The sequence below is a fragment of the Rhizobium albus genome (genome assembly GCA_030160035.1).
GTDB lineage: Bacteria > Pseudomonadota > Alphaproteobacteria > Rhizobiales > Rhizobiaceae > Georhizobium > Georhizobium albus.
This window is the reverse complement of record BSNO01000003.1, coordinates 196,891-221,719: the sequence shown is the minus strand read 5'-3', so window position 1 is coordinate 221,719 and position 24,829 is coordinate 196,891. Positions and strand designations below refer to the sequence as shown.

The 24,829-nt window shown below is 61.3% G+C and carries 24 protein-coding genes; 5 read left to right on the top strand and 19 right to left on the bottom strand.

Translation table 11 applies throughout. The features are described from left to right. The first annotated feature begins 40 nt into the window (after positions 1–40). Positions 41–2,017 (top strand): methyl-accepting chemotaxis protein, encoded by a 1,977-nt coding sequence (locus tag QQL76_RS08865; RefSeq protein WP_499207316.1) that lies wholly within the window; start codon positions 41–43, stop codon positions 2,015–2,017. 75 nt (positions 2,018–2,092) lie between these two features. Here the strand turns inward: QQL76_RS08865 and QQL76_RS08860 are convergent, their stop codons facing one another. From QQL76_RS08860 to QQL76_RS08830, 7 genes are all read right to left on the bottom strand, one after another. Continuing rightward, positions 2,093–2,326, bottom strand: coding sequence for a hypervirulence associated TUDOR domain-containing protein (locus tag QQL76_RS08860; protein WP_126011722.1), 234 nt, complete (start codon positions 2,324–2,326; stop codon positions 2,093–2,095). A 101-nt stretch (positions 2,327–2,427) separates the two neighbouring features. Next, positions 2,428–2,865, bottom strand: a complete 438-nt coding sequence (locus tag QQL76_RS08855) for an FKBP-type peptidyl-prolyl cis-trans isomerase (protein WP_499207315.1) — start codon at positions 2,863–2,865, stop codon at positions 2,428–2,430. A 215-nt stretch (positions 2,866–3,080) separates the two neighbouring features. Further along, positions 3,081–4,676: a Rossmann-fold NAD(P)-binding domain-containing protein gene (serA, locus tag QQL76_RS08850; RefSeq protein WP_499207314.1), complete on the bottom strand. Its 1,596-nt coding sequence runs from the start codon at positions 4,674–4,676 to the stop codon at positions 3,081–3,083. 86 nt (positions 4,677–4,762) lie between these two features. Next, entirely contained in the window at positions 4,763–5,938 is a 1,176-nt protein-coding gene (locus QQL76_RS08845) for a phosphoserine transaminase (protein ID WP_499207313.1), read from the bottom strand. 163 nt (positions 5,939–6,101) lie between these two features. Beyond that, positions 6,102–6,311, bottom strand: a complete 210-nt coding sequence (locus tag QQL76_RS08840) for a hypothetical protein (RefSeq protein WP_404862765.1) — start codon at positions 6,309–6,311, stop codon at positions 6,102–6,104. An 82-nt stretch (positions 6,312–6,393) separates the two neighbouring features. Further along, positions 6,394–6,603 carry a hypothetical protein gene (locus QQL76_RS08835; protein ID WP_126011732.1) on the bottom strand — a complete coding sequence of 70 codons (210 nt, stop codon included), beginning with the start codon at positions 6,601–6,603 and terminating at the stop codon, positions 6,394–6,396. A 477-nt stretch (positions 6,604–7,080) separates the two neighbouring features. Next, positions 7,081–7,293, bottom strand: coding sequence for a hypothetical protein (locus QQL76_RS08830; protein WP_499207312.1), 213 nt, complete (start codon positions 7,291–7,293; stop codon positions 7,081–7,083). A gap of 239 nt (positions 7,294–7,532) precedes the next feature. Between QQL76_RS08830 and QQL76_RS08825 the strand changes: the two genes are divergently transcribed. Further along, positions 7,533–7,760 carry a hypothetical protein gene (locus QQL76_RS08825; RefSeq protein ID WP_499207311.1) on the top strand — a complete coding sequence of 76 codons (228 nt, stop codon included), beginning with the start codon at positions 7,533–7,535 and terminating at the stop codon, positions 7,758–7,760. A 78-nt stretch (positions 7,761–7,838) separates the two neighbouring features. Here the strand turns inward: QQL76_RS08825 and QQL76_RS08820 are convergent, their stop codons facing one another. The 11 genes from QQL76_RS08820 to tolQ form a co-directional block, all read right to left on the bottom strand. Continuing rightward, positions 7,839–8,537 carry an outer membrane protein gene (locus QQL76_RS08820; RefSeq protein WP_499207310.1) on the bottom strand — a complete coding sequence of 233 codons (699 nt, stop codon included), beginning with the start codon at positions 8,535–8,537 and terminating at the stop codon, positions 7,839–7,841. Between the two features lie 208 nt (positions 8,538–8,745). Continuing rightward, positions 8,746–9,528, bottom strand: coding sequence for an outer membrane protein (locus tag QQL76_RS08815; protein WP_499207309.1), 783 nt, complete (start codon positions 9,526–9,528; stop codon positions 8,746–8,748). A gap of 202 nt (positions 9,529–9,730) precedes the next feature. Further along, positions 9,731–11,083, bottom strand: coding sequence for a phosphoglucosamine mutase (glmM, locus tag QQL76_RS08810; protein WP_499207308.1), 1,353 nt, complete (start codon positions 11,081–11,083; stop codon positions 9,731–9,733). Between the two features lie 178 nt (positions 11,084–11,261). Then, positions 11,262–13,193, bottom strand: coding sequence for an ATP-dependent metallopeptidase FtsH/Yme1/Tma family protein (gene ftsH, locus QQL76_RS08805; protein ID WP_499207307.1), 1,932 nt, complete (start codon positions 13,191–13,193; stop codon positions 11,262–11,264). Positions 13,194–13,283: 90 nt separating this feature from the next. Further along, positions 13,284–14,660, bottom strand: coding sequence for a tRNA lysidine(34) synthetase TilS (tilS, locus tag QQL76_RS08800; protein WP_499207306.1), 1,377 nt, complete (start codon positions 14,658–14,660; stop codon positions 13,284–13,286). Beyond that, positions 14,660–15,649: a tol-pal system YbgF family protein gene (gene ybgF, locus QQL76_RS08795; protein WP_499207305.1), complete on the bottom strand. Its 990-nt coding sequence runs from the start codon at positions 15,647–15,649 to the stop codon at positions 14,660–14,662. Before ybgF ends, tilS begins: the two co-directional genes overlap by 1 nt. 176 nt (positions 15,650–15,825) lie before the next feature. Further along, positions 15,826–16,356 (bottom strand): OmpA family protein, encoded by a 531-nt coding sequence (gene pal / locus QQL76_RS08790; RefSeq protein WP_499207304.1) that lies wholly within the window; start codon positions 16,354–16,356, stop codon positions 15,826–15,828. Between the two features lie 184 nt (positions 16,357–16,540). Next, the gene (tolB, locus tag QQL76_RS08785) at positions 16,541–17,869 is read right to left on the bottom strand and encodes a Tol-Pal system beta propeller repeat protein TolB (protein WP_499207303.1); all 1,329 of its coding nucleotides are present in this window, start codon (positions 17,867–17,869) and stop codon (positions 16,541–16,543) included. A gap of 21 nt (positions 17,870–17,890) precedes the next feature. Beyond that, a complete protein-coding gene (gene tolA, locus QQL76_RS08780) occupies positions 17,891–19,012 on the bottom strand; it encodes a cell envelope integrity protein TolA (protein WP_499207302.1) in 1,122 nt (373 codons plus the stop codon). A 10-nt stretch (positions 19,013–19,022) separates the two neighbouring features. Then, a complete protein-coding gene (tolR, locus tag QQL76_RS08775) occupies positions 19,023–19,472 on the bottom strand; it encodes an ExbD/TolR family protein (RefSeq protein WP_499207301.1) in 450 nt (149 codons plus the stop codon). A gap of 25 nt (positions 19,473–19,497) precedes the next feature. Continuing rightward, positions 19,498–20,214, bottom strand: a complete 717-nt coding sequence (gene tolQ / locus QQL76_RS08770; RefSeq protein WP_499207300.1) for a protein TolQ — start codon at positions 20,212–20,214, stop codon at positions 19,498–19,500. Positions 20,215–20,559: 345 nt separating this feature from the next. On the opposite strand from tolQ, the gene QQL76_RS08765 reads away from it, so the two are divergent. Then, positions 20,560–22,014 (top strand): TrkH family potassium uptake protein, encoded by a 1,455-nt coding sequence (locus QQL76_RS08765; RefSeq protein WP_499207299.1) that lies wholly within the window; start codon positions 20,560–20,562, stop codon positions 22,012–22,014. Positions 22,015–22,030: 16 nt separating this feature from the next. Here the strand turns inward: QQL76_RS08765 and ybgC are convergent, their stop codons facing one another. Continuing rightward, positions 22,031–22,480 carry a tol-pal system-associated acyl-CoA thioesterase gene (gene ybgC, locus QQL76_RS08760; protein WP_499207298.1) on the bottom strand — a complete coding sequence of 150 codons (450 nt, stop codon included), beginning with the start codon at positions 22,478–22,480 and terminating at the stop codon, positions 22,031–22,033. Between the two features lie 139 nt (positions 22,481–22,619). On the opposite strand from ybgC, the gene QQL76_RS08755 reads away from it, so the two are divergent. Beyond that, positions 22,620–23,840, top strand: coding sequence for an NAD-dependent epimerase/dehydratase family protein (locus QQL76_RS08755; RefSeq protein WP_499207297.1), 1,221 nt, complete (start codon positions 22,620–22,622; stop codon positions 23,838–23,840). A gap of 166 nt (positions 23,841–24,006) precedes the next feature. Then, positions 24,007–24,828, top strand: a complete 822-nt coding sequence (locus QQL76_RS08750; RefSeq protein WP_499207296.1) for a glycosyltransferase — start codon at positions 24,007–24,009, stop codon at positions 24,826–24,828. Position 24,829: the final 1 nt, after the last annotated feature.

Below are 24,829 nucleotides of genomic sequence, written 5' to 3'. Positions count from 1 at the left end.
ATGCCAATGCTGCGTTTCGAATTCTCCAGGACCAATTTTCATGTCTATCAACCTATCCGGCAGGCTTTACATCCTGATCGGCCTCATGCTCGCGATCGTCGCGGGGGCGGCCGCCTTCGGTCTCTATCAACAGCACACCCGGACGGTCGAAGAGCGAACTGCCATGCTCGAGGCGATGACCGAGAGCGCAACTACAATGCTTGCGCACTATCATGCGCTAGAGCAGCAGGGTGTTCTGTCTCGCTCCGAAGCTCAAGCACAGGCCGCTGCCGCGATCGGATCTGCACGCTATCTCAACGGAGAATATTTCTTCGGGTTCGACATGGAGCATCGCATTGTCATGCATCCGACGCGCGCTGTCGGACAGGACATGACAGATTATCAGGATGCGAGTGGAAGTTATCTCTACCGGGATTTTGTGCGGCTTGCGCAAACCGAGGGGCAAGGGATTGTCGAGTACTATTCGCCGCGGGCGGGTAGTGAAGAGCAATATCTCAAATTCTCACACGTACGAAAGTTCGAGCCTTGGAACTGGGCGATCGGCACGGGTGTCTATGCTGACGATATTGCCGCCATGTTCTGGCAAAGCGCTGCGATTTTCGGGCTCGTCCTGGTGTTTGGCGCCGTCGTTGCACTGGTTGGTGGATATGTTTTCCACAAAAGCGTGGTCGCGCCGCTGGTCGCTTTGACCGGCGTTATGGGTCGCTTGGCATCTGGCGATGATGCAGTCACTGTGCCTTCGATCAATCGAAGAGATGAAGTCGGCGCTATTACCAAGTCAGTCGAAGCGTTTCGCATCGCCGCGATCGAGAAGGGTCAGTTGGAGGCCGATGCTGGCCGGCAGCGTGGCGCAATTGAACAGGAGCGCGCCGAACGAGAAGCGCAAATGAAACGGGAAGCTCTGGAACTCCAACTCGCCATCGACGGCATCGGTCAGGCGCTGAGCGAACTGGCCGATGGCAATCTGCTCTATCGCATCGACACCCGGTTCAGCGGCCAGCTCGATGTGCTGCGCGAGAACTTCAACCACTCGGTCGCCAAGCTCGATGACGCGATGCGGGCGGTTGGCGAGAATGCGCGCGGCATCGATGCCGGTTCGCGCGAGATCCAGTCGGCGGCTGACGATCTGTCCCGCCGCACGGAGCAGCAGGCAGCCTCGGTCGAAGAAACGGCAGCGGCTCTTGAAGAAATCACCACCACAGTCAAGGACAGCGCACGCCGCGCCGAAGAGGCTCGCCAGCTAGTGGCGCGCACCAAGGACGGTGCCGAGCGCTCGGGCGCCATCGTGCGCGATGCCGTGCACGCGATGGAAAAGATCGAGAACTCGTCGGTCGAGATCGCCAACATCATCGGCCTGATCGACGACATCGCCTTCCAGACCAACCTGCTTGCACTGAATGCCGGTGTGGAAGCGGCCCGCGCCGGTGATGCCGGCAAAGGCTTTGCCGTCGTCGCCCAGGAAGTCCGCGAGCTCGCCCAGCGGTCCGCTTCGGCCGCCCGTGAGATCAAGACGCTGATCAGTTCGTCCGGCGATCAGGTGAAGCAGGGCGTCGATCTCGTCGGCCGTACCGGCGATGCGCTGCAGGCAATCGTGACCGAGGTTCAGGAGATCAACGCACATGTTGCCGCGATCGCGGAGAGCGCCAAGGAACAATCAATCGGGCTCGGCGAGATCAACAGCGCCGTGAACACGATGGATCAGGGTACGCAGCAGAACGCTGCGATGGTGGAGCAGTCAACGGCTGCAAGCCATAATCTCGCCCGGGAAGCGGCCGAGCTGAACGCGCTGCTTTCACAGTTCAGGATGGGGGACGACGCTGCATCCAAGCGTGCTCCGAGCCAATCCGCACCGTCGCGGGCCGCCAAAGCCAGTGGACCTGCGCAGGTGAGCGCCAGCACCCAGTCGCGCCCCTCGCCCGCCCGTGCGCTCGGACGGCGACTAGCCGGGGCGTTTGGCGGTGGCGCAGCGACGGCAGCTGCGGCTCGTCCGAGCGAGGAGAACTGGGAAGAGTTCTGAGAAGAGCTGCCTCGGCTAAACCGATCAGCGAGAGAATAAAAACGGCGCGCTCCTCACGGGGCGCGCCGTTTTGCATCAGGAAGCCTTCTTCAGCTCGCTGTGGCCTTTCAGCACGCGATCGCCGTCTTCCTGTTCGATCAGGTAAGCCGGATCGTCCTTGGACGCATCGCGGGTGATCTTTTCCCCCTTGATCGTGCGCGTGACTTTTTCGGTGAAGCTTTCGGCGACCTTGCCCGTGCCCTTGCCGTTGCCCCACTTCCACTCAACCTTCGTGCCCTTGCGGTATTTTTCCACGTCACTTGTCTCCATGACTTGATCGTGGCGATCAACGTGAGGTCATGGTCGTGGTTCCAATCCAACAAAAAAGGCCGGCAAAGCCGACCTTTTGAAAAGCACGCCGTCAGACCAGATCACGCGGCCTTGACGATCTCCACCAGTTCGACGGCGAAGACGAGATCACGGCCGGCCAGCGGATGGTTGCCGTCCACCGTCACGCTGTCCTCATCGACTTCGACCACCGTCAGCTGAACCGTCTGGCCGCTCTGCGTCTGAGCCTGAAGCTGCGCACCGGGCTGAATGTTGACTTCGGCCGGTATCGCATCGCGCGGAACCTGCTGGATGCTCTGCGGATCGTGCGGGCCATAGGCCTGCTCGGCGGGGATCGTGACCGTCGATTTTTCACCGACTGCCATGCCCTGCACTTCCTGATCGAGACCGGGAATGATCTGGCCGGAACCAACCGTGAATTCCAGCGGATCGCGACCCTCGGAGCTGTCGAACTGGGTGCCGTCGGTCAGGGTACCGGTGTAGTGGATGCGGACGAGATCGCCGGTTTTTGCCTGTGTCATGCGCAGACCTTTCTCTTGCCGAACGCGGCTCGAAAGATCGCGCTCAAGCGCCATCACCGCGTAGTTTCATTTGAATTCGAACCCACAAGATAGGCATTCATGCGCAGATTGAAACATTTCGCGCGATAAAATCGGGCAACTGCCCGTCACGAACCGCGCCGAATGGGCATTTTCGGTCGCCGGCAGCGAAGCCCGCCGGCGACCGTGGGTAAAGATCAATCGACGTTGAACTGCAGGGCCTTGGCGGACTGAACCTGCGGGTGGCTGCGCAGCTCATCCAGAACGCTCTCGTCCACGGGGCCGTCGACATAGAGAAGCGCAATCGCGTTGCCGCCGGCGACATCGCGGCCCAGCTGGAAGTTCGCGATGTTGACGCCGGCCTTGCCGAAGATGGTGCCGAGAAGGCCGATGAAGCCCGGCTTGTCCTCGTTCGTGGTGTACACCATGTGGCGACCGATCTCGGCATCGAGATTGATGCCCTTGATCTGAATGAAACGCGGCTTGCCGTCGGAGAAGACAGTGCCGGCGATCGAGCGCGTCTGGTTCTCCGTCTTGACCGTCAGACGAATGTAGCCGTCGAAGATTCCCGACTTGTCGCGCTTCACCTCGGAGAAGAGAATGCCGCGCTCCTTCGCCATGATCGGCGCCGAAACCATGTTGACGTCGGCGACCTGCGCCCGGATCAGACCGGCGAGTACTGCGGACGACAGGGCCTTGGTGTTGAGTTCGGCCGTGACGCCGTCATAGAGAACTTCGACCTCCTGGATGGAACTCTCCGTCGCCTGGCCCACAAAGGCACCCAGCATGTCGGCGAGCTTGACGAACGGCTTGAGGCGCGGTGCTTCTTCTGCCGAGATCGACGGCATGTTGATGGCGTTGGTAACCGCACCCTTCAGCAGATAATCCGACATCTGCTCGGCCACCTGCAGCGCGACATTTTCCTGCGCTTCGGTGGTGGAGGCGCCCAGATGCGGCGTGCAGACAACGTTTTCGAGGCCGAAGAGCGGGCTTTCCGTCGCCGGCTCGGTCTCGAACACGTCGAAGCCCGCTCCGGCCACCTTGCCGGATTTCAGCGCTTCGGCGAGATCGGCCTCAACCACGAGACCGCCACGGGCGCAGTTGATGATGCGCACACCGTCCTTCATCTTGGCGATCGCCGCCGCATTGATGATGTTGCGCGTCTTGTCGGTCAGCGGCACGTGCATGGTGATGAAGTCGGCGCGGGCAAACAGCGTGTCCAGGTCGACCTTCTCTACGCCCAGCTGGTCCGCACGCTCAGGCGACAGGAACGGATCGAAGGCGACGACGTGCATCTTGAGGCCGATGGCGCGGGTCGCGACGATCGAACCGATGTTGCCGCAGCCGATGACACCGAGCGTCTTGCCGGTGATCTCCACGCCCATGAAGCGATTCTTTTCCCACTTGCCGGCCTGGGTGGAAACGTCGGCCGCGGGCAACTGGCGGGCGACCGCGAACATCAGCGCGATGGCGTGCTCGGCCGTCGTGATCGAATTGCCGAAGGGCGTGTTCATCACGATGATGCCCTTGCGGCTTGCCGCCGGGATATCGACGTTGTCGACGCCGATGCCGGCGCGGCCGATGACCTTGAGGTTGCCGGCGGCTTCGATGATCTTTTCGGTTACCTTGGTGGCCGAACGGATGGCGAGGCCGTCATAGTTGCCGATGATCTCGAGCAGCTTTTCCTTGTCCTTGCCGAGCTTCGGCTGGAAATCGACGTCGATGCCCCGATCCTTGAAGATCTGGACGGCGGTTTCGGAGAGAGCGTCGGATACGAGTACGCGCGGTGCCATGTCTGGCCTCCTGAAATGAGAAACGAATTTTTTGATGTGTGCGGATCGGCCAGCGCTCGGTAACGCTGGCCGTATCGATCAAGCGATCAAGCGGCGGCCTTGAGCGTCGCCTTCTGAGCCTGGAAAGCCCAGTCGAGCCACGGCATCAGCGCTTCGAGATCGGACGTCTCGACGGTCGCGCCGCACCAGATGCGAAGACCGGCCGGTGCATCGCGATACGCGCCGATGTCATAGGCAACGCCCTGCTTGTCGAGAGCGGTGACGATGCCCTTTGCGAAGGCAGCCTGGTCGTCGTCGGAAAGCGCGGTGACAGCCGGGTCGGCGATCGTCAGGCAGACGGAGGTGTTCGACCGGGTCTCGTCAACCTTGGCCAGGTTTGCGATCCACGGGGTCTTGGTGACGAAATCGAAGATCACCTTGGCGTTTGCGTCGGCGCGCGCCACAAGCGCGTCGAGGCCACCGAGGGACTTCGCCCATTTCAGCGCATCGACATAATCCTCGACGCAGAGCATCGACGGGGTGTTGATCGTTTCACCCTTGAAGATGCCTTCGATGAGCTTGCCGCCCTTCGTCATGCGGAAGATTTTAGGCAGCGGCCAGGCGGGCTGGTAGCTCTCGAGCCGTGCGACAGCGCGGGGGCTGAGGATCAAGACACCATGACCGCCCTCGCCGCCCAGAACCTTCTGCCAGGAGAAGGTGACGACATCGAGCTTCGCGAAATCGAGCTTCTGGGCGAATGCCGCGGAGGTCGCGTCGCAGATCGTCAGGCCCTGGCGGTCGGCGGGGATGAAGTCGGCGTTCGGCACGCGCACGCCGGAGGTCGTGCCGTTCCAGGTAAAGACGACGTCGCGATCGAAATCGATGGACGCCAGATCCGGCAGCTCGCCATAGGCAGCTTCGATCTTGCGGGTGTCGGCGATCTTCAGCTGCTTGACGGCATCCGTCACCCAGCCGGCGCCGAAGCTTTCCCAGGCGACCATGTCGACACCGCGCTCGCCGAGCAACGACCACATGGCCATCTCGACAGCGCCCGTATCGGAGGCTGGAACGATGCCGATGCGGTAATCGGCCGGCACCTGCAGCACTTCGCGCGTCAGGTCGATCGCCTCGGCGAGGCGCGTCTTGCCGATCTTGGAACGGTGGGAGCGGCCGAGCGTGTCCGTGGACAGCTGGTCCAGCGACCATCCGGGTCGCTTGGCGCAAGGGCCTGAGGAGAAATTGGGGTTTTGCGGACGCAACTCGGGCGTCGGAAAAGTGCTCATCGCGGTCTATCCTTCCAGATAGTAAGCCTCTCGGTGGGGAGAGGTGGCCCGCGACGGGAATTACTGCAGAGCGCATCACTCTGCAAGAGGCCGCTAAAAAGAAAAGCCGCCGCTCCAGGGAGAGCGACGGCCTTTGGAAGTCAGACGTATATGACGCCAATGATTACTGGCGGACGACCGGACCCGAGAAGTCGTTGAAACGGGCTTCATCCGTTGCATAGCTTGCCGGTGCGTTCATCGTCACGACGCCGGAAGAGGCATTGTAGTCGGGGGCAACCGGACCGCGGAAATCGGAGATCGACGACTGCGCGGCGGCAACAGAAGCGGTTGTGGCGACGATGGCGGCTGCAAGTACGAGTGCTGAGTTCTTCATGTTGAAAATCCTTATTTTTTGGTCACCGAGCCAGCGACGGGGAGATGCTCAACCCGTCACGGCCATGAGGGAAGTTCGACGATTACTGGCGAACGACCGGGCCGGAGAAGTCGTTGAAGCGACCTTCATCGGACATGATCGAGGCAGGAGCATCCATGCCGATGGCGCCCGAAGAGGTGGTGTAATCGTTGGCGAGCGGGCCACGGAACTCAGAAATCGGGGTCTGAGCGGCAGCAACCGTTGCGGTCGTTGCGATGATGGCGGCGGCAAGTGCAAACACAGAATTTTTCATGATCGTTTTCCTTTTTTCTTACGTTCGTTTTACTCGGCCGGAGGACGGTTCACCGCCCGCCGCCGAGGGAGGCATTCTGATCGGTCGCCTTACTGACGGACGACGGGACCAGAGAAATCGTTGAAGCGGTTTTCGCTACCAAAGGTGCCGTAAGCCCCGTCGACGCTGGGGCCAGCCGAGTAGGTTGTGGCATCAGCGCCTACGGGTCCGCGGAACTCGGAGATCGGAGTCTGAGCAACGGCGACCGATGCGGAAGCTGCGATAACGGCTGCAGCAAGTGCAAACACAGAGTTTTTCATTTTATTCGCCTTTCTATTCTTATTGTTTGAACGGTGAGTGTGACAGAGCGCTTCAAGCTTCTGCCCTGCTCCATGACTGTAACGTGGTGCGCCTCGAGGAAGATTGTCAGTGCGCGAACTGTGAACGCTGTGTGACGACTTTCTTTTGAAACTTTTTCGAGAGCGCGATGTGAGCCAGTCAGCGACCGATCGCACGGGACGTCTGATAGAAGCGCGGCGCATCGTTGAAATTGCCGTAGTCGGCTTCCATCCGCGTCGGCGCGGCATAGCTGGCGTGATTGTCGGCAAACGTACCGCGCGGGGCGCACAACAGGCCTTCAGCGGATGCGGACTGGTGGGAAAAGGTGACTGCCAGCAAAGCGGTGACAACCGCGAACACAGAATTCTTCATGAAGATGGTCCTTGGAATTTTTTTGTTTTTGACAGGCACGCGCGCCGAGGCGCTGCTCGCTGTTGGCGACCATGTGGTTCGGGACGGGCTCGGTCGGAAGAGCCTATATTGTGAACGCTGTGTGACACCGCTCATGAAAACAATCGCGTGATCGCACTTTCGAAGACGTGAGGCGGCACACCTTGCCTTGCCGACGCTGAACGCGCAAAAAGCGCGTATAACGTACAGGGAGCAGCCATATGCGGCCATCATTCTTACCCCGGCTCGCCGGGTTTATCGTTCTGACAGGTCTTGCAGCAGGCTGCAGCAGCGGTGGCGGCTATGCCGGCTACACCGAATATCGTGCTGCCCCCGTCAAGACGGAGCTTGAAGTCCGCCAAGAGCAAGTAGCAGCGCGGCAGCGCAGCAGTTCGGTCCGCGGACGCATCGTGGATACCGGCGGCACAGGCATTCTTTTCGGCAAGTGAGCGTCACCTTGCCCACCACGCCAACAAAAAAGGCGGCTGAGGTATCCTCGCCGCCTTTTGTCTACTGCATAGCTTCGACTACCAGAGAGAGTAGCGCAGACCTGCGCGAACTTCGTGGCGCGTGAACCCATCGTCGTCGACCGTCCCGGTCAGCGTGTCGACCACGGCGCCCCCGTCGACATCCATGTAGCGATAGCCGAAATCGACCTTCAGGCTCTTGGACACGTCGTAGGACATGCCGGCCATCAGGGCGTAGGTGAATCGCCAATCGTCGCCGCCGCCGAAACGGGCAAGTCCAACTTCCACGTCGTCGAAGCCCGCATAGGTGTAGCCGGCGCCGGCGCCGACATAAGGTGTGAAACCTGCGATGGTGCCGAGGTCCACATAGGCGTTGGCCAGCAGCGCAAAGGCATCATATCCGCAGGGCTGAGCGACGTTGCAGAAGCCACCGGCGACCACTCCTTCGGCATCGCCCTTCATGTAGTCGACCGTCAGATCCGTGCGGATGAGGTCGGTCCACTGGTAACCGGCGCCCAATCCACCGGATACCTCTGACTTCATGCGGAAGCTGTCGAAATCGCCATTGCCGGTTTCGTCATCGACCGCGTAGCCGATGTCGCCCCGCAGGTACCAGCCATTGCCAATCTCAATGGGACGCGTGCGGTCGATTTCGGGAGAATAGATGATCCTGTCCAGATCGGCTGCGGCGCTCGTACCGGAAAAACCAGCGGTGACCGCTGCGGATACGACCAGACAAGAGATGATGTGCTTGACCATGGATTGCCTCTCAAAATTGCCGCTCACAGGAAAGCCGATGGCCTTTGCCGGATTCGGTCTCGATGGTGCAATCATGAGTGGAGAGTGGTTAAGTCCCGGTTAAGCATGTTCGTTAAGCATGTTTTTCGTGGTTTTGCCGCTGAAGAACAGCAAAAAACCCCGCCTCTTTGAGAGACGGGGTTCGATCGTGGCTGATTTGAAAGATCGATCAGTGGAAGGCGTACCGTACGCCGACCTTGAAATCGTGCGAGCTGATGTCGCGGAATTCCATCGGATTGACGATGTTGTTCGTGCCGTCAAAAGTCGTGATATCGCCGCTCTGGCCATCGCCGAGATGGACATAGGAGTAACCGAAATCGACCGTCAGCTGGTCGGTGACTTCATAGCCGACACCCGCGTGGAGCGCCCAGGCCAAATCCCAGTTGCTGTCGGAATCGGCGTAGGCGAGCGTGGGCGAGCCTGTTGCCGGGTCGATGCCAGCGTCGCGGAAGGAGTGGATCGAGTTGCGCGAAGCACCGATACCGGCGCCGACGTAAGGCACGATGCCGTTGAAGTTGCCGAGATCGGCGTAAAGGTTTGCGAGGAACAGCCACTCCGACTTCTTGGCCGTGTAGTTGTTGAACCGGGCATTGCCTCCAGCGTCGGTGAAGGTATCGAGGCCATGGAAGCCTGCTTCGCCGCGATATTCGGCCGTTGCGTCGAGACGCAGCCAGTTGTTGACGGCGTAACCGACGCCGCCACCGCCCAGTACACCGGCTTCGAAGTTCTTGTCGCGGATGACGAGGTCAGCGGTCGTATCGAAGAGCACGTTGTAGAGTGAGCCGACGCGCTGGTTGCTCATTCCCAGATAACCCTTGAGATAGAACCCGCCGAGTTCGATCTTGGGAGCCGGTTCATAGACCGGCGGTACATAGATATCCGCCGCCTGCGCAGGCAGGCTGGCGCCGGCAAGCAGAGTTACGACCGTGGTCGCCATTGCCCTTCGCAGCATAGTATCCATCCTTCACAAAATAAGCCGGCTGAGCCGGTCGCTGTCTCGTGATGGATCATGAATACCAATGGTTAAATAGGTTTTAACCACGTCTGTTTACCAGGATTATTATCGAACTTCTCACCATGGCAAAGACAAGGCCCCCGATCCGCAGTGGAGCGAGGGCCTGTGTCAGTTCAATTCTTGATCGATCGTTAATAGCTCAGGCAGCCTGGCGAACGCCGGAGATGACGCCGACGAGATCGTCGACGATCTTTTCGATCTGGGCGCGGTCGTCGCCTTCCGCCATCACCCGGATCAGCGGCTCGGTTCCGGAGGCCCTGATCACGAGCCGGCCCGCATTGTCGAGCGCAGCCGTTGCATCGGCGATCGCCTCCTGCACGGACTTGTCCTCAAGCGGCTTCCCGCCGCTGACACGTACGTTCCGCAGCAATTGCGGGACGGGCTCGAAGCGACGGCAGACTTCGCTCACCGGCTTGTCCATGCGCTTGACGCAGGCGAGTACCTGGAGCGCAGCGACCAGGCCATCTCCCGTGGTCGCGAAATCGGATAGCACAATATGGCCGGACTGCTCGCCGCCGACATTGAAATTATGGCTTCGCATGTGTTCGACCACATAGCGGTCGCCGACCTTGGTGCGCTGGAGCGACAGGCCCTTGTTTCCGAGGAAGCGCTCGAGACCGAGATTCGACATCACGGTGGCAACGACGCCGCCGCCGACGAGTCGCTCATCGGCTGCCCAGGATTCGGCGATCACGGCCATCAGCTGGTCGCCATCCACCACCGTGCCGTTCTCGTCGACGATCAGCACACGGTCCGCGTCGCCGTCGAGCGCGATGCCGATATCGGCGCGCACTTCATGGACCTTCTTGGCGAGCGCGACGGGGCTCGTCGATCCGCAATCGAGATTGATGTTGCGGCCGTTGGGTTCGACACCGAGCGGAACGACTTCAGCGCCCAGCTCCCATAGTGCTGCCGGTGCCACCTTGTAGGCAGCACCATTGGCGCAGTCGATGGCGATGCGCAGCCCGTTCAAAGTGACGTCGCGTGGCAGTGTCCGCTTCACGAATTCGATATAGCGGTAGATGTCGCCATCGACGCGCTTCGCACGGCCGATCTTGTCCGCAGGCGCAAGCAGCTTGGCCATGTCGTCGTCGATCAGGCTTTCGATCGTCGCCTCGACCTCGTCGGACAGCTTGTAGCCGTCCGGGCCGAACAACTTGATCCCGTTGTCCTGGTAGGGATTGTGCGAGGCGGAGATCATCACGCCGATGTCGCAGCGCATCGAGCGCGTCAGCATCGCAACGGCGGGCGTCGGGATCGGGCCCAGCAGGAAGACGTCGAGACCGGCGGCCGTGAAGCCCGCGACCAGCGCGTTTTCCAGCATATAGCCCGACAGTCGCGTGTCCTTGCCGATCACGACGCGATGGCGGTGGTCGCCACGGCGAAACAGCGTGCCGACAGCCAAACCGACGCGCATCGCGACGTCGGGTGTCATGTTGCCGGTGTTGGAGGTGCCCCTGATGCCATCGGTGCCAAAGTAACGACGCGTCATGAATGTCCCGCTTTATCTAGACTACTGCTTTGCCGTCCTCGAGAAGCCGGCTGAGCGGCGCTCTTCGCATCAGATTATGCGCAGTTGTGGTTATAATAGGTTGATTGAAGTCAAAAGGCCGCCCATGAGGGCGGCCTTTCCACAGTTGTGGTAAAAGAAGTCCGGGCAGCAAGCGCGGCTATTGCGGCTGCGGCTCCAGACCACCTTCGGGCTCACCACCCGCCTTCGGCTCTTTCTTCGGGCCGGCCTTGGGAACGGACGAGCCACGTGTGGGCGGTGTGTCGTCGCCGATGTCGCGGGCCGGCTTTTCGCCGCGGATGATCGCCTTGATCTCTTCGCCCGTCAGCGTTTCGTATTCCAAGAGACCCTCGGCGATAGCAACGAACGCTTCGTGGCTGTTCGTCAGAATGTCCTTCGCCTCGGTGTAGGCCGCGTCGATAAGACGGCGGATTTCGCTATCGATCGTCTGTGCGGTGGATTCCGACACATTCTTTTGCTGCGAAACCGAGTGGCCGAGGAAGACTTCCTGCTGGTTTTCGCCATAGGCGACGTGGCCAAGCTTGTCGGAGAATCCCCACTGGGTGACCATTGCCCGGGCAAGCTTGGTGGCCTGCTCGATGTCGGACGACGCGCCAGAAGTGATGTTTTCCTTGCCGAAGGTAATTTCCTCGGCAACGCGGCCACCCATCATGATCGCAAGGCGCGAGACCATCCACTTGTAGCTCATGGAGTAGCGGTCGCCTTCCGGCAGTTGCATCACCATGCCCAGCGCACGGCCGCGGGGCACGATGGTCGCCTTGTGGACCGGATCGGCAACGGGCACCTGCATGGCAACAATAGCGTGACCGGCCTCGTGGTAGGCGGTCAGCTTCTTTTCTTCCTGGGTCATGGCATTGGAGCGGCGCTCCGCACCCATCATGACCTTGTCCTTGGCGTCTTCGAATTCAGCCATGGTGACCAGCCGCTTGTTGCGGCGGGCAGCCATCAGGGCCGCTTCGTTGACGAGGTTCATCAGGTCGGCACCGGAGAAGCCGGGCGTGCCGCGTGCCAGCGTCTTCAGATCGACGTTCGGCGCGAGCGGCACATTGCGCACATGTACCTTGAGGATGCGCTCGCGGCCGGCAACGTCGGGGTTCGGCACGACGACCTGGCGGTCGAAACGTCCAGGACGCATCAGCGCGGGATCGAGAACGTCGGGACGGTTGGTCGCAGCGATGAGAATGATGCCCTCATTCGCCTCGAAGCCGTCCATTTCGACGAGCAGCTGGTTGAGCGTCTGTTCGCGCTCGTCATTGCCGCCGCCGAGTCCGGCGCCACGATGGCGACCGACGGCGTCGATTTCGTCGATGAAGATGATGCAGGGCGCATTCTTCTTGGCCTGCTCGAACATGTCGCGCACACGGCTTGCGCCGACGCCGACGAACATTTCGACGAAGTCCGAACCGGAGATGGTGAAGAACGGCACATTGGCTTCGCCGGCGACCGAACGGGCGAGCAGCGTCTTGCCGGTTCCTGGAGGGCCGACGAGAAGCACGCCGCGCGGAATACGTCCGCCGAGACGCTGGAACTTCTGCGGATCACGCAGGAACTCGACGATCTCCTCGAGATCTTCCTTGGCTTCGTCCACGCCGGCGACGTCTTCGAACGTCACGCGGCCATGCGCTTCCGTGAGAAGCTTGGCCTTGGACTTGCCGAAGCCCATCGCGCCGCGCGAGCCACCCTGCATCTGGCGCATGAAGAAAATCCACACGCCGAGAATGAGCAGGATCGGCAGCCAGGAGATCAGATAACCGAAAAGGGTGTTGGAGCTGTCGACCTCAGGGCGCGCCGTGATGGCAACATTTGCATTTTCGAGACGCTGGACCATCCCGGTATCGCCCGGAGAGTAGGTCTGGAAAGCGCTGCCGTTCTCGGTATAGACGCCCGAAATGCGCTCGCCCATGATCGTCACTTCACGAACACGGCCCGAGTCCACATCCTGGAGAAACTGCGAGTAGCTGATGTCGCGCGCGTTTGCCCGTTCCGTCGGTTCCTGGAACATGTTGAAAAGCGCGATCAGCAGAAGCGCGATGATCGCCCAGAGGGCGAAGTTGCGGAAATTTGGGTTCATTGAACTCCCCAGGGCGGCATAGGCTCGCCGGTCAATCGAACTGCTCGTCGAGAGCTAACATAGGTTTGGCGCAGCCCCTTGCCAAGGCGGCTATTGTCGCATCATTCGATCAAGGTTCACAGTGGCAAGCGGTGGCGCCGGATAGGGCTTCAAACCCAGCAATCGCGTAAGCGCAACTCCAATTGTCCGCTCGAATACCGGCAGAAAGGTGTCGTAGCGCGCGATCACCGGAATTGGCTGAATGCCTGGCCAACCGCCTCTGCTCTCGCCGGGTTCGAGCGACGCAAAGAGCGCCCTTGGAAGGGCTGAACAGGCTGCTGCCGCGATGGAAGGCGTTGCGGCATCTGGAACGTCTAAATCCTCGCTGTCAGTCATGGGCGCCGTTCGTGTGATCAGGACTGGGCGGTCCGTAGCATTTTCGACGCGAAACCTCCCATCCCACAACCCGGCGCCCCGCGGCTCAACGATCAGATTGGTAAAACCCCGATCCTCGCGCCAGATGAGAACATTGCCCGCGCGACGCATGACGATGCATCGGCCCAGCGCCAGTCGGCTGCCCGGTTTGGCCTCATCCAGAAATGTCTGAAGCTTCACCATCTTCGGGCCGGCGATCGGATAGACGAGCCCACCGGCGAGCGCGATCAGCTCGGCCACCGCCTCGGCGAATAGGGACTGGCTCAATGTGCCGTCGTCACGCATGACGAACAAGGTGCAGCGCCACTGGCTGGCATGGGCATCGATCGCAGCAGCGACCAGCTCGGCACGGTCGCCTCGCATGATTGCAGCAGTCTCGGTTCGACGCAGAAACTCCCTCTCATCCGAAGTGTCGAGTGACGTCTTGCTCCGTTGCCGCACGCGTTCAAAGCGCGGATCTGCATTGCTTGGATCGTCGATCCAGTCCACGCCCTGAGCCTTGAGATAATGCCGAAGGTCCTCGCGCCGACAGTTTAGGAACGGGCGGACGACCCAGGTTTTCTTCTCGAACAGCATCTGCGGTGCCATGCCGGCGGATCCGAACGCATCGGTATCGCCTTGTCGGGCGGCGCGCATCTGAACGGTCTCGAACTGGTCGTCGAGCGTGTGAGCCGTCAACACTGCGCCCGCACCGATGCGGCCTGCTTCATCTGCAAGAAGACTATAGCGGGCCAGCCGCGCCGCGGCCTGGATGCCGCTTGATGGTTTTTCGCTAATCCAGGGCAGGATGCGATGATCGATACCTAGACTTGCGCACAATGCGGCGACCGCTGCAGCTTCATCTGCAGCTTCGGGGCGCAGGCGGTGATCGACAGTGGCCGCTGAAATGCGGATTCCAGGGTGGGCGCCCGTCACCGTTCGGTGAAAAGCGAGGAGCATCCCCATGGAATCGCTGCCGCCGGAAACGGCCAAGAGCAGCGGGCGCGATGGATCGATCAGATTCTCGAGGCAACGCGCAGTGGCAAGTTCAGGTGCCGGACCACGCTCCGCCATCAGCAACTGGCGTTGGACTGCTCGCGCGTCACTTTGTCTTTGACCGTCGCCGGAGCATCCGGGTAGCGCGACAGCACTTCACGATACGTCGCACAGGCCGTGTCCCGGTTGTCGAGAGCCGCCAGCGACATGCCGAGCTTTAGCAGCATTTCCGGAGCCTTGTCCGCCTGGGGAAAGTTCTGGTGCGCATTGAGGAACGTGCGCGCGGAATCGCTGAAGCTTCCTTGCGAGAACTGGCTTTCGCCCAGCCAGAAATGCGCGTCGGCGATCTGTCCGCCGTCGGGGAAAATGTCGATATAGTCTCGGAATGCCGCCTCGGCGTCTGCATAATCGCCGGCGAGAACGAGGTTGTAGGCATCGCGGTAGAGCGCATCGGGATCATCAAGCGACAGCGATGCCATCTGCCCGGTGCCGGCGGCGTTGCTGCCGCTCGTGGCCGTGTCCAGGGTGCGGGACAGATTGCCCTGCTCGTCGAAGGTCAATGAGCCCAGCTGCGTTTCACCAGGGGCGACCGTGGATGACGGCTGTGTCGGCGGTGTCGGCGCGGCAGCGACATCCGGCTGGATCCCCGGAAGATCGGCCGAAGCGCCATCGTTGCTCGACGCACCCGTTCCATTCGTGATGCTGTTGGTCCGGGTCGCGTCGCCCGACGGCGCCCCGCCCTCGAGCGCCTGGAAACGGAACTCGTTGTCTTCCTGCACCTGGCGCATCTGCTCCTGGATCTGCAGCATCTGGAAGCCGAGCTCTTCGATGCGGCCATTCAGGCGGCGGATCTCTTCCTGGAGCTGACCAATCTGGAACTGAGCGTCGGCGCCCTGCACCTGAACGATCGGAGCGCCGCCCATTCCGGGCGCGGTTCCAACAGGTGCAGGTGGCGCGAGCCGCGTGAGAAAATCGAACGGTCCGGCCTGTGCAGCGGACGCCGTCATCACCGCCGTCAGCGCGACGACGGAAGCACGCAGGAATGAGATACGAGATACGACAGCCATTGTCAGTCAATCCGCTTTGTGGGCCGCGTTGGTCGAGAGAGACCAACACCATGTATAACCGGCGCACAGCATTGCAAGCAGAGTTCGGCCAAAGTTTGAAGCACAAATAAATCGGGCGGCCGAAATGACCGCCCGACTGAAACGACTCAACTGCAGCGACTTGACTGAAGCGCCGCTTAGCTGCCGGCGCCGCCGAGGACCGTCACCGCACGACGGTTCTGGGACCAGCAGGATATATCATCGCAGACCGCGACCGGGCGTTCCTTGCCATAAGAAATGGTCTGGACGCGGTTGGCCGGTACGCCGCGCGAGGCGAGATAGTCGCGAGCGGCAGCTGCACGGCGGGCGCCGAGCGCAAGGTTGTACTCGCGCGTTCCGCGCTCGTCGGCATGGCCTTCGACGGTGATCGAGTAGTTGGAGTACTGTGCCAGCCACTGCGCCTGACGATCGAGCGTCTGGGCGGCCTGCTGAGTGATCGAGGAGGAGTCTGTCTCGAAGAAAATGCGGTCGCCGACATTGACTGTGAAATCCTGCGTCGAGCCAGGCGTTGCCACCCCACCTGCTCCGCCGACGCCACCAGCGCCACCAAGACCGAGGTCTGCCGAGCTGTTGGGCATGTTGTTACGAGATGCGCAGCCCGAGAGAACGAGCAAAGCAACGAGAGCGATTGCGCCGGGCGAGCGAGCGAACGATTCCAAACGGCGCATGGCCGATCTCCTTGAAGGTCTCCATGGTTTCCGAATTATGACCGGAAACCCTAAATGTGGTTACTATGGAGCTGGTTAACGGACCATTACCGGCCCGGTGATTCGCTGTTTGCCGCCCCGGTTTCCAGCTAGGGGCGCAATACGGCGGGAAGGCGGCAAATTCATGCCGCCCGCCTCTTTTGCATCAACCTTCGAGAAGCGGCGACCAGGCCGGATCCGAGCCGTAGTTCGGGGTCTGGATCGGCTGTTCGTTGTAGCCCGTCAGGTCGATCGAATAGAGCTGCGGACCACCGGAGCCGGCCGGCTGACGGAAGAACATGAGCACGCGGCCATTGGGAGCCCAGGTCGGGCCTTCATTATGGAAGCCGGATGTCAGGATGCGCTCGCCGGAGCCGTCTGGACGCATGACGCCGATCGAGAACCGGCCGCCCGACTGCTTGGTGAATGCGATCAGATCACCGCGCGGCGACCAGACCGGGGTCGAATAGGAGCCATCACCGAAAGAGATGCGCTGCTGGTTGGAGCCATCGGCGTTCATCACGTAAAGCTGCTGGCGACCGCCGCGATCGGACTCGAACACGACGCGGTTGCCGTCCGGAGAATAGGAGGGCGAGGTGTCGATTGCGGTCGTCGAGGTCAGCCGTGTTGTCTGGCGTGAACGCAGGTCCATCGCGTAGATGTTGGCGTTGCCGTCCTGCTGCAGGCTCATGATGACGCGCTGACCATCGGGCGAGAAGCGCGGCGAAAACGTCATGCCGGGGAAGTTGCCGACGATCTCGCGCTGACCGGTCTCCAGCTGAAGAAGGTAGACGCGAGGCTGACCGCCTTCGAACGACATGTAGGTGATTTCCTGGCGGCTCGGCGAGAAGCGTGGCGTCAGGACGAGTTCGTTGCCCTGGGTCAGGAAGCGCACATTCGCCCCGTCTTGGTCCATGATGGCGAGACGCTTCTGGCGCGAATCCTTCGGACCGCTTTCGGAGACGAAGACGACGCGGGTATCGAAATAGCCCTGCTCGCCGGTCAAGCGCTCATAGATCGCATCGGCGATGATATGTGCAACGCGGCGCCAGTTTTCGGGCTGCGTGAAGAACTGCTCGCCCACGAGCTGCTGGCCGGCAACGGTATCCCAAAGGCGAAACTCGGCCTTCAGGCGACCATCCGGCTCGCGCGACACTGCGCCGGTGACCATCGCGTCTGCGCCAATCACGCGCCAGTCTTCAAAACGCGGCGTCGCGTTCGGGTCGGTGATCTGCTGGATGAAAGCCGAAGGATTGATCGGGTTGAACAGGCCTGAACGGCGCAGATCTGCCGTGACGACGTCGGCAACCTGCTGACCAAGATCGTCGGTCGACTGGAAACGGGTCACCGCGATCGGCAGCGGCTCGATGTTGCCCTGATTGATGTCGATCTCGACCTGCGCCCGTGCAGGGACGATCACCGCGACGAGGATGGCGAGCGTATAGAGGAACGATCGGAGAAACGTTGCACCTTGCGGCAATGAGATGGTGTTCATGCGCATTCAGCCTTTCAAAGCTCAGAACATCTGGCTCGGATCGAAATTCACGACCACTTCGGACCAGGTCTCGTATTTTTCCGCCGGAAGCGAATAGGGCGCGCAGCGGAGAACGGCACGCAGCGCGCTGCCGGACAGCGTGCGTTGCGCCATGTCGGATCCACCGCTCGCCGAAACGCTCGGCTGACCCTGAATGGTGCCGTCCGGCGCAAGCCGCATGCCCACCCGGATGCGGACATCGGTCGCGTCGGCCATACCCGGCACCACGTTCCAGCACCGCTGGATCTGGCCGCGCAGAGCATCGAGCTCGCTTTGCGACAGCGATTCGCCGCCGGTCGTCTGCTGGCCACCCAGGGCTGCCTGCTGATTGTCGACCTGGCGCTGACCACCGCCCGAGGGTGCCTGCTGGTTCAGCAACGCAGCGATCTGGTCGGCGTCGAATTCGCTTTCGCGCTCGGTCGTCTCCTGCGGGGCCTGCTGCGGCTGCTGAGGCGGTGTTTCCTGAGGACGTTCGGCCGGCTCAGGCTGCTCGGCGACCTGCGGCCGTGGCGGTTCGGGCCGCGACATGGGCGTTGGAATATTTTCCGGCAGTGCCGCGACTTCGGGCTCGGCGGGAGCGGTTGCCTCCGGAGCGTCGGGCAGAGGCTCGGCATCGGGCGCCTCGGCTTCAGCCGGCTCGGGCAGTGCGGCAACTTCCTGCTCCGGCTCCGGTTCCGGCGCTTCGGGTTCCGGCGGCGGTGGTGCTTCGGCGGGCTCTACAGGTTCCGGCTCGGGTTCAGGCTCCGGCACAAGTTCGGGCTGCGGTACGGGCTCCGGTGTGGGCGCGGGCGCTGCCGCCTCTTCGACCGTCTCCGGCCGCGCTTCCGGGGTCGGCGGACTGTCGAGATCGACGGTATTGTTGCCGATGTTCTGTGCGTCCGGCTCCGGCGCGTCCGTCTCGACGGGCTCAGGTGCGGCCGTCTCTGCCATGGGCGCGGTGCGCTCGCCCTGCTGGATCTGTGTGAGTTCGGAGATCGGCACGATGTCGACCGGCAGCGTTTCCATGATGCCCGCGTCCAAGCGCTCGGGGCCGCTCAAGGACAGGAGGCCCCAGCTCAGCAACACTACGTGGACTGTCGTCGATGTCGCGAGTGACTTTTTCATCGCGGTCCGGTCAGTTGACCTGCTCCTGGAGCGAAACGAGGCCCATATTGGTGAAACCGGCGGCGGAAATGCGTCCCATGACCTGGATCACGGCCCCATAATCGGCGCTCTGGTCGCCGCGTACGAAAATGCGCTCTTCATAGCCGGTCTCGGCGATCGCCTCGAGGCGCGGCACGATCTCGTCCATCGCCACTTCGGTTTCCTGGATGAAGACCTGGCCCTCGGCGTTGATGGAAACCGTGATCGGTTGGCTTTCGCTGTTCAGCGCATTGGCGCGGCTTTCGGGCAGATCAATCGGCACTCCGACGGTCAGCATGGGTGCGGCCACCATGAAGATGATCAGCAGCACAAGCATGACGTCGACGAACGGCGTCACGTTGATTTCGCTCATCGGGGCACGCTTACCGCCGCGCCTTCTGCGCGAACCGCCACCACCGGAATTTCCGACCGACATGCCCATGGATCGAGGTCCTTAATCCGATGCCCTATTCGGCCGCCTGGCGCGGCTGAAGCTTCTCGTCAATCTGACGCGAAAGAATGGCGGAAAACTCGTCGGCGAAGGCTTCCATGCGCGCGGTGATCTTGTTGGCGTCGCCGCTCAGCTTGTTGTAGCCGATGACGGCGGGAATAGCGGCGAGAAGGCCGATGGCCGTTGCGAGCAGCGCTTCCGCGATACCGGGAGCGACGACCGCGAGATTGGTCGACTGCGAACCGGCAATGGCCTGGAACGATGTCATAATGCCGACGACAGTGCCGAACAGGCCGATGAAGGGTGCTGCCGAACCAATGGTCGCGAGCGAGCCCAGACGCGACTCAAGCTCTTCCGATTCGCGGGCGAGCGTCACATCCATGGCCTTTTCGATGCGCTGCTGCAGACCGATCGGCGTACGGGCGCCGCGCTCGAACGACTTTTTCCATTCGCGCATGGCGGCCACGAAGATTGCGCCCATGCCCGTGGTCTTCTGTTCGGACAAGGTGCGATAAAGCTCTTCGAGAGACTGGCCAGACCAGAAAATTTCTTCGAAATTATCGAGGCGCCGGCGAACGCGGCCAAAGCTCATGGTCTTGTCGACGATGATGGCCCAGGTCCAGATGGAGGCTGCCACCAGCCCCACCATCACAAGCTTGACGACCAAGCCTGCTTCCATGAACAGCGACCATAGCGTCACGTCGCTCGTTGCCGCCAAACCCACCTGTTCCATCAATACCGCCCTCGAATTGACCTAGCCCGCAAGCGATGTTCACGAACGATACGCTTGTACGGGCGGCGCCGACTTCAACATTTCATGCTCGAAAGAAGACCCGGCTGTTCCACAAGGTCTTTCCGAAGAGCCCCCGTGCGCCTGAACCTGCCTTCTTGCCAGTAAATTTGGTCAAAGGAAGGCGTTCCGCGCATGGGTTCATCCATTCGTGCGCCATTAAGCATTCGTTATGGTTAAGCCTTCGTTAGCGCCAGCAACGTCCAGCGGGATATCTTTGTGCGGCGCATTCCCGAGGGCGCTGTGCTGGTGTAGAACGTCGCGGTCTCCACAGCCGGTCAAGCCGCCTTGAACAACTCCCCTCTTGCCGCAACGGCCAACATCGCAGGCTATTTCTGCCTGTATCTCGCTCTTTTCATGCTGTTGCCGATGCTGACGGACCTGGTGGATGGCCATGAAGACTGGCAGGTCTTCGGCATATCGGCTGTGCTCGTGGGCGGCCTGTCGCTGACCATCATCGCCATGACGCAGGGGGCAAGCGTTCGGTTTTCCCCGCGCTTCGGCTTCCTGCTCGTGAATACCTTGTGGCTCTCCACCTCCGTTGTCGCGGCGGTCCCGCTGTATTTTTCCTCGCTTGGACTGACGTTTGGAGAGGCGTTCTTCGAGTCGGTTTCGGGTTTGACGACGACCGGCGCATCCGTTCTGGTCGGGCTCGATACGATGCCCCCCGGCATCCTGCTGTGGCGGTCCATCACGCATTTCGTCGGCGGCATTGGCGTCGTGGCCATGGGCCTGCTTCTGCTTCCGTTCCTGAATGTCGGCGGGATGCAGATCTTCAAACTGGAATCGTCAGGCGCAACGGACAGCCCTTTTCCGCGCGTCCGACAGTTTTCGATCGCGCTGATCGGCTTCTATGTGTCGATCACGCTCGCCTGCGCACTGGCCTATAATGCCACCGGCATGACAACATTTGAGGCCATCAATCACGCCATGGCCACGGTTTCGACGGGCGGATTCGCGACGACCGACGCATCGTTTCGAAACTATGGCGAGGGCGCCCTCATCGTCGGCACGGTCTTCATGCTGATCGGAGCAATGCCCTTTGCCGCCTTCATCCGGGCCATCGTGCTGCAGAGCCCAAGACAGGCCTTCGACCCGCAGATGCCTGTCCTGCTCGGCATCATCGCACTCGCGACGGCGATGATAACGATCCTCGCGCTCGAATATGTCGACGGGCCGCGCTGGGCCACCGTCATCCACGCCGCCTTCAATGTCGTGTCGATCATCACGACGACTGGCTTCGTCTCCGCCGATTACGACCTGTGGGGGCCGCTCGCGATCATGCTGATCTTCTTGCTGACCTTTCTCGGCGGCTGTTCCGGTTCCACATCCGGTGGCATCAAGACCTATCGGCTGATGGTGCTCTTCGATGCGCTTCGCGTGAATCTGGCGCAGATGATCCGACCCAATGCGGTTCGGCCCGTTCGGTTCGGTCGCCAACCAGTCACTCCGCGTGTGGTGCAATCGGTCGCCGTCTTCGTCGGCGTCTATTTCGCGATCTTCGTCGCGTTCAGCGTCGCACTCGCCGCAACGGGCCTCGACTTCACCACCGCCGTCACCGGCTCGCTCACGGCTTTGTCCAATGTCGGGCCGGGATTCGGCTCCATCATCGGGCCTGCGGGCACTTTTCAGCCGGTTCCCGAGACCGCAAAATGGATCCTATCGGTTGCCATGCTGCTCGGACGTTTGGAGATTCTTGCCGTGCTGATCCTGTTCAGCTCGTCGTTCTGGAAGAATTTCTGAGACATTTCAGAAGACGTCAGCGCGGAGCGAAAGCCTTTGCGACATCGACAGGCAGTCGACGGGGCCTGCCCTGCCCGTCGATGACAGCCACATCGACTGTTGCTTCAATCAGCAAGGTGCCGCCGCGATTGATCGTCTGAGCGAGCGTCAGCCGTGCACCACGCGCCTCGACGGTTGTCGTGTCGATGGTCAGCACATCGTCCATACGGGCCGGCTTCTTGAAATCGATTTCCATGCGGCGAACGACGAAGGCGAGGCGTTCGGCCTCCGACATGGCGCGCTGTGCAATCCCAAGGAGGCGCAGATAGTCCGTGCGTCCGCGCTCCATGAAATGCAGGTAGCGCGCGTGGTAGACAACACCGGAAAAATCAGTGTCCTCATAATAGACGCGCTGAAGAAGCCGATGCCCGAACGGGGTCAATTCCCCGGCCAAAACCATCGGCAGTCTCGTGTCATGCGCATCCATTCGGCAAAATCCTCGTCTGTCTGGTGAAGACTTGTGGAGCAACGCGCTCAGCCTTACAAGCACGGCCACCTCCGTTATAGTGCTGACACAGAGCTGGCCTAACGGACGACGCATTACAGCGATTACGGAGTTTTCTCGCATGAAGATTGCGGTACTTGGCGGCGATGGCTTCGTCGGCTGGCCCACTTGCCTCCACCTCTCGGCACAGGGCCATGAGGTTCACATCGTCGACAACCTGTCGCGCCGCTGGATCGATACCGAACTGGGCGTCCAGTCGCTGACGCCAATGGATTCGATCCAGGAGCGCACCCGCATCTGGCATCAGGAAACCGGTCATCGCATCCGTTTCCACCTGATCGACATTGCGCGCGACTACGACGTCTTCAAGCACTGGCTGATCGAACATCGCCCCGAGGCCGTGATCCATTTCGCCGAACAGCGCGCCGCGCCCTATTCGATGAAGTCGGACCGGCACAAGAACTACACGGTCAACAACAACGTCAACGCCACGCACAACCTCTTGAACGCGCTGGTCGAAACCGACATCGACGCTCACCTCGTCCATCTCGGCACGATGGGCGTCTACGGTTATTCGACGATCGGCGCGGCGATCCCGGAAGGCTATCTGCCGGTCGGCATCGAGACCCTTTCCGGCGAGACAGTCAGCCAGGACATTCTCTACCCGGCCAATCCCGGTTCGATCTACCACATGACGAAGTGCCTGGATCAGCTGCTGTTCCAGTTCTACGCCAAGAACGACGGGCTCAGGATCACCGACCTGCATCAGGGCATCGTCTGGGGCACGCATACGGACCAGACGCGTCGTCACGCCCAGTTGATCAACCGCTTCGACTATGACGGCGATTACGGCACGGTGCTGAACCGCTTCCTCATCCAGGCGGCGATCGGCTACCCGCTGACGGTCCATGGCACTGGCGGCCAGACACGCGCCTTCATCCACATCCAGGATTCGGTGCGCTGCATCGAGATCGCGCTCAAGAACGGCCCGTCGCGCGGCGACAAGGTCAAGATCTTCAACCAGATGACGGAAACGCACCGGGTGCGCGACCTCGCCGAGATGATCGCAAAGATGACGGGCGCGGAGATCGCGTATCTGCCCAATCCGCGCAAGGAAGCGCCGGAAAACGAGCTGATCGTCAAGAACGAGCAGTTCCTTGCGCTCGGCCTCAACCCGATCACGCTGGCTGAAGGGCTCCTGTCGGAAGTCGTCGACGTGGCGAAGAAATTCGCCTACCGCGTCGACCGCAGCCGCGTCCCAGCCGTCTCCGCCTGGACGAAGGACATCGCGCCGACGCTCAACCGCGACCCGGAAGGCAAGAAGCTGAAGAGCGTTTCCTGAAGCGGGAACCGCCTTCGCGAGTGGCGTCGCTCGCCTCAAGACGTCAGGGTCGGGCTTGTCCTGACCCTCTACGATGGCGCCGGTTCAGCAGACCCTCGGGGCCAAGCCCGAGGGTGACGGCTGTTAAGTGTCGGTCGCAGCTGTAAGCCGTATCACGAGAGAGCTGATGCCCTTTCCTTCCCCATACGCCTACGTCACACTGGTCACCAATCGAGACTACGCGATGGGGGCTGCGGCGCTCGTTCGGTCGCTGAAGCTGACCGGCACGACCGCCGACCTCGTGGTCATGCATACGGGTGGCGTCGATCAGCCAGCGCTTGCGCCGCTCGTCGAGCTTGGCGCGAAACTCTATCCGGTCGAGCTTCTCGATTGTTCGGACGCGTTCAACGAACGGCACAGTCGAGCGCGGATCCATGCGGATGCGCCCTTCAGCAAGGGGCGCAAGCCTGCATTTCATTCGCCGCTCGACAATTTCTGCAAGCTGCGCCTCTGGCAGATGACGCAGTATGAGCGTGTCGTGTTCATCGACGCCGACGCGATCGTCGTCCGCAACATCGACAAGCTCTTCGCCTATCCGGAATTCTCCGCCGCGCCGAATGTCTATGAGAGTGTTGCCGACTTTCACCGGCTGAACTCCGGGGTGTTCGTGGCAAAACCTTCGGAGGCGACGTTCGATGCAATGATCGCGCGGTTGGATGAGCCCGACGCGCACTGGCCGCGCACGGACCAGACCTTCCTGCAAACCTTCTTTCCCGACTGGCACGGCCTGCCAGTCACGATGAACATGCTGCAATATGTGTGGTTCAGCATGCCTGCTCTGTGGAAGTGGAGCTCGGTCAACGTGATCCATTACCAGTATGAAAAGCCTTGGGAGACCGACCATCCGAAGGCGGATCGGTTGCGCCCCCTGATCGACCTCTGGCAAGCTTACTATACCGGCGAAAACATTCCGGATATTGCGTCGCTACCCAATCCTGCGGACGCCTGAC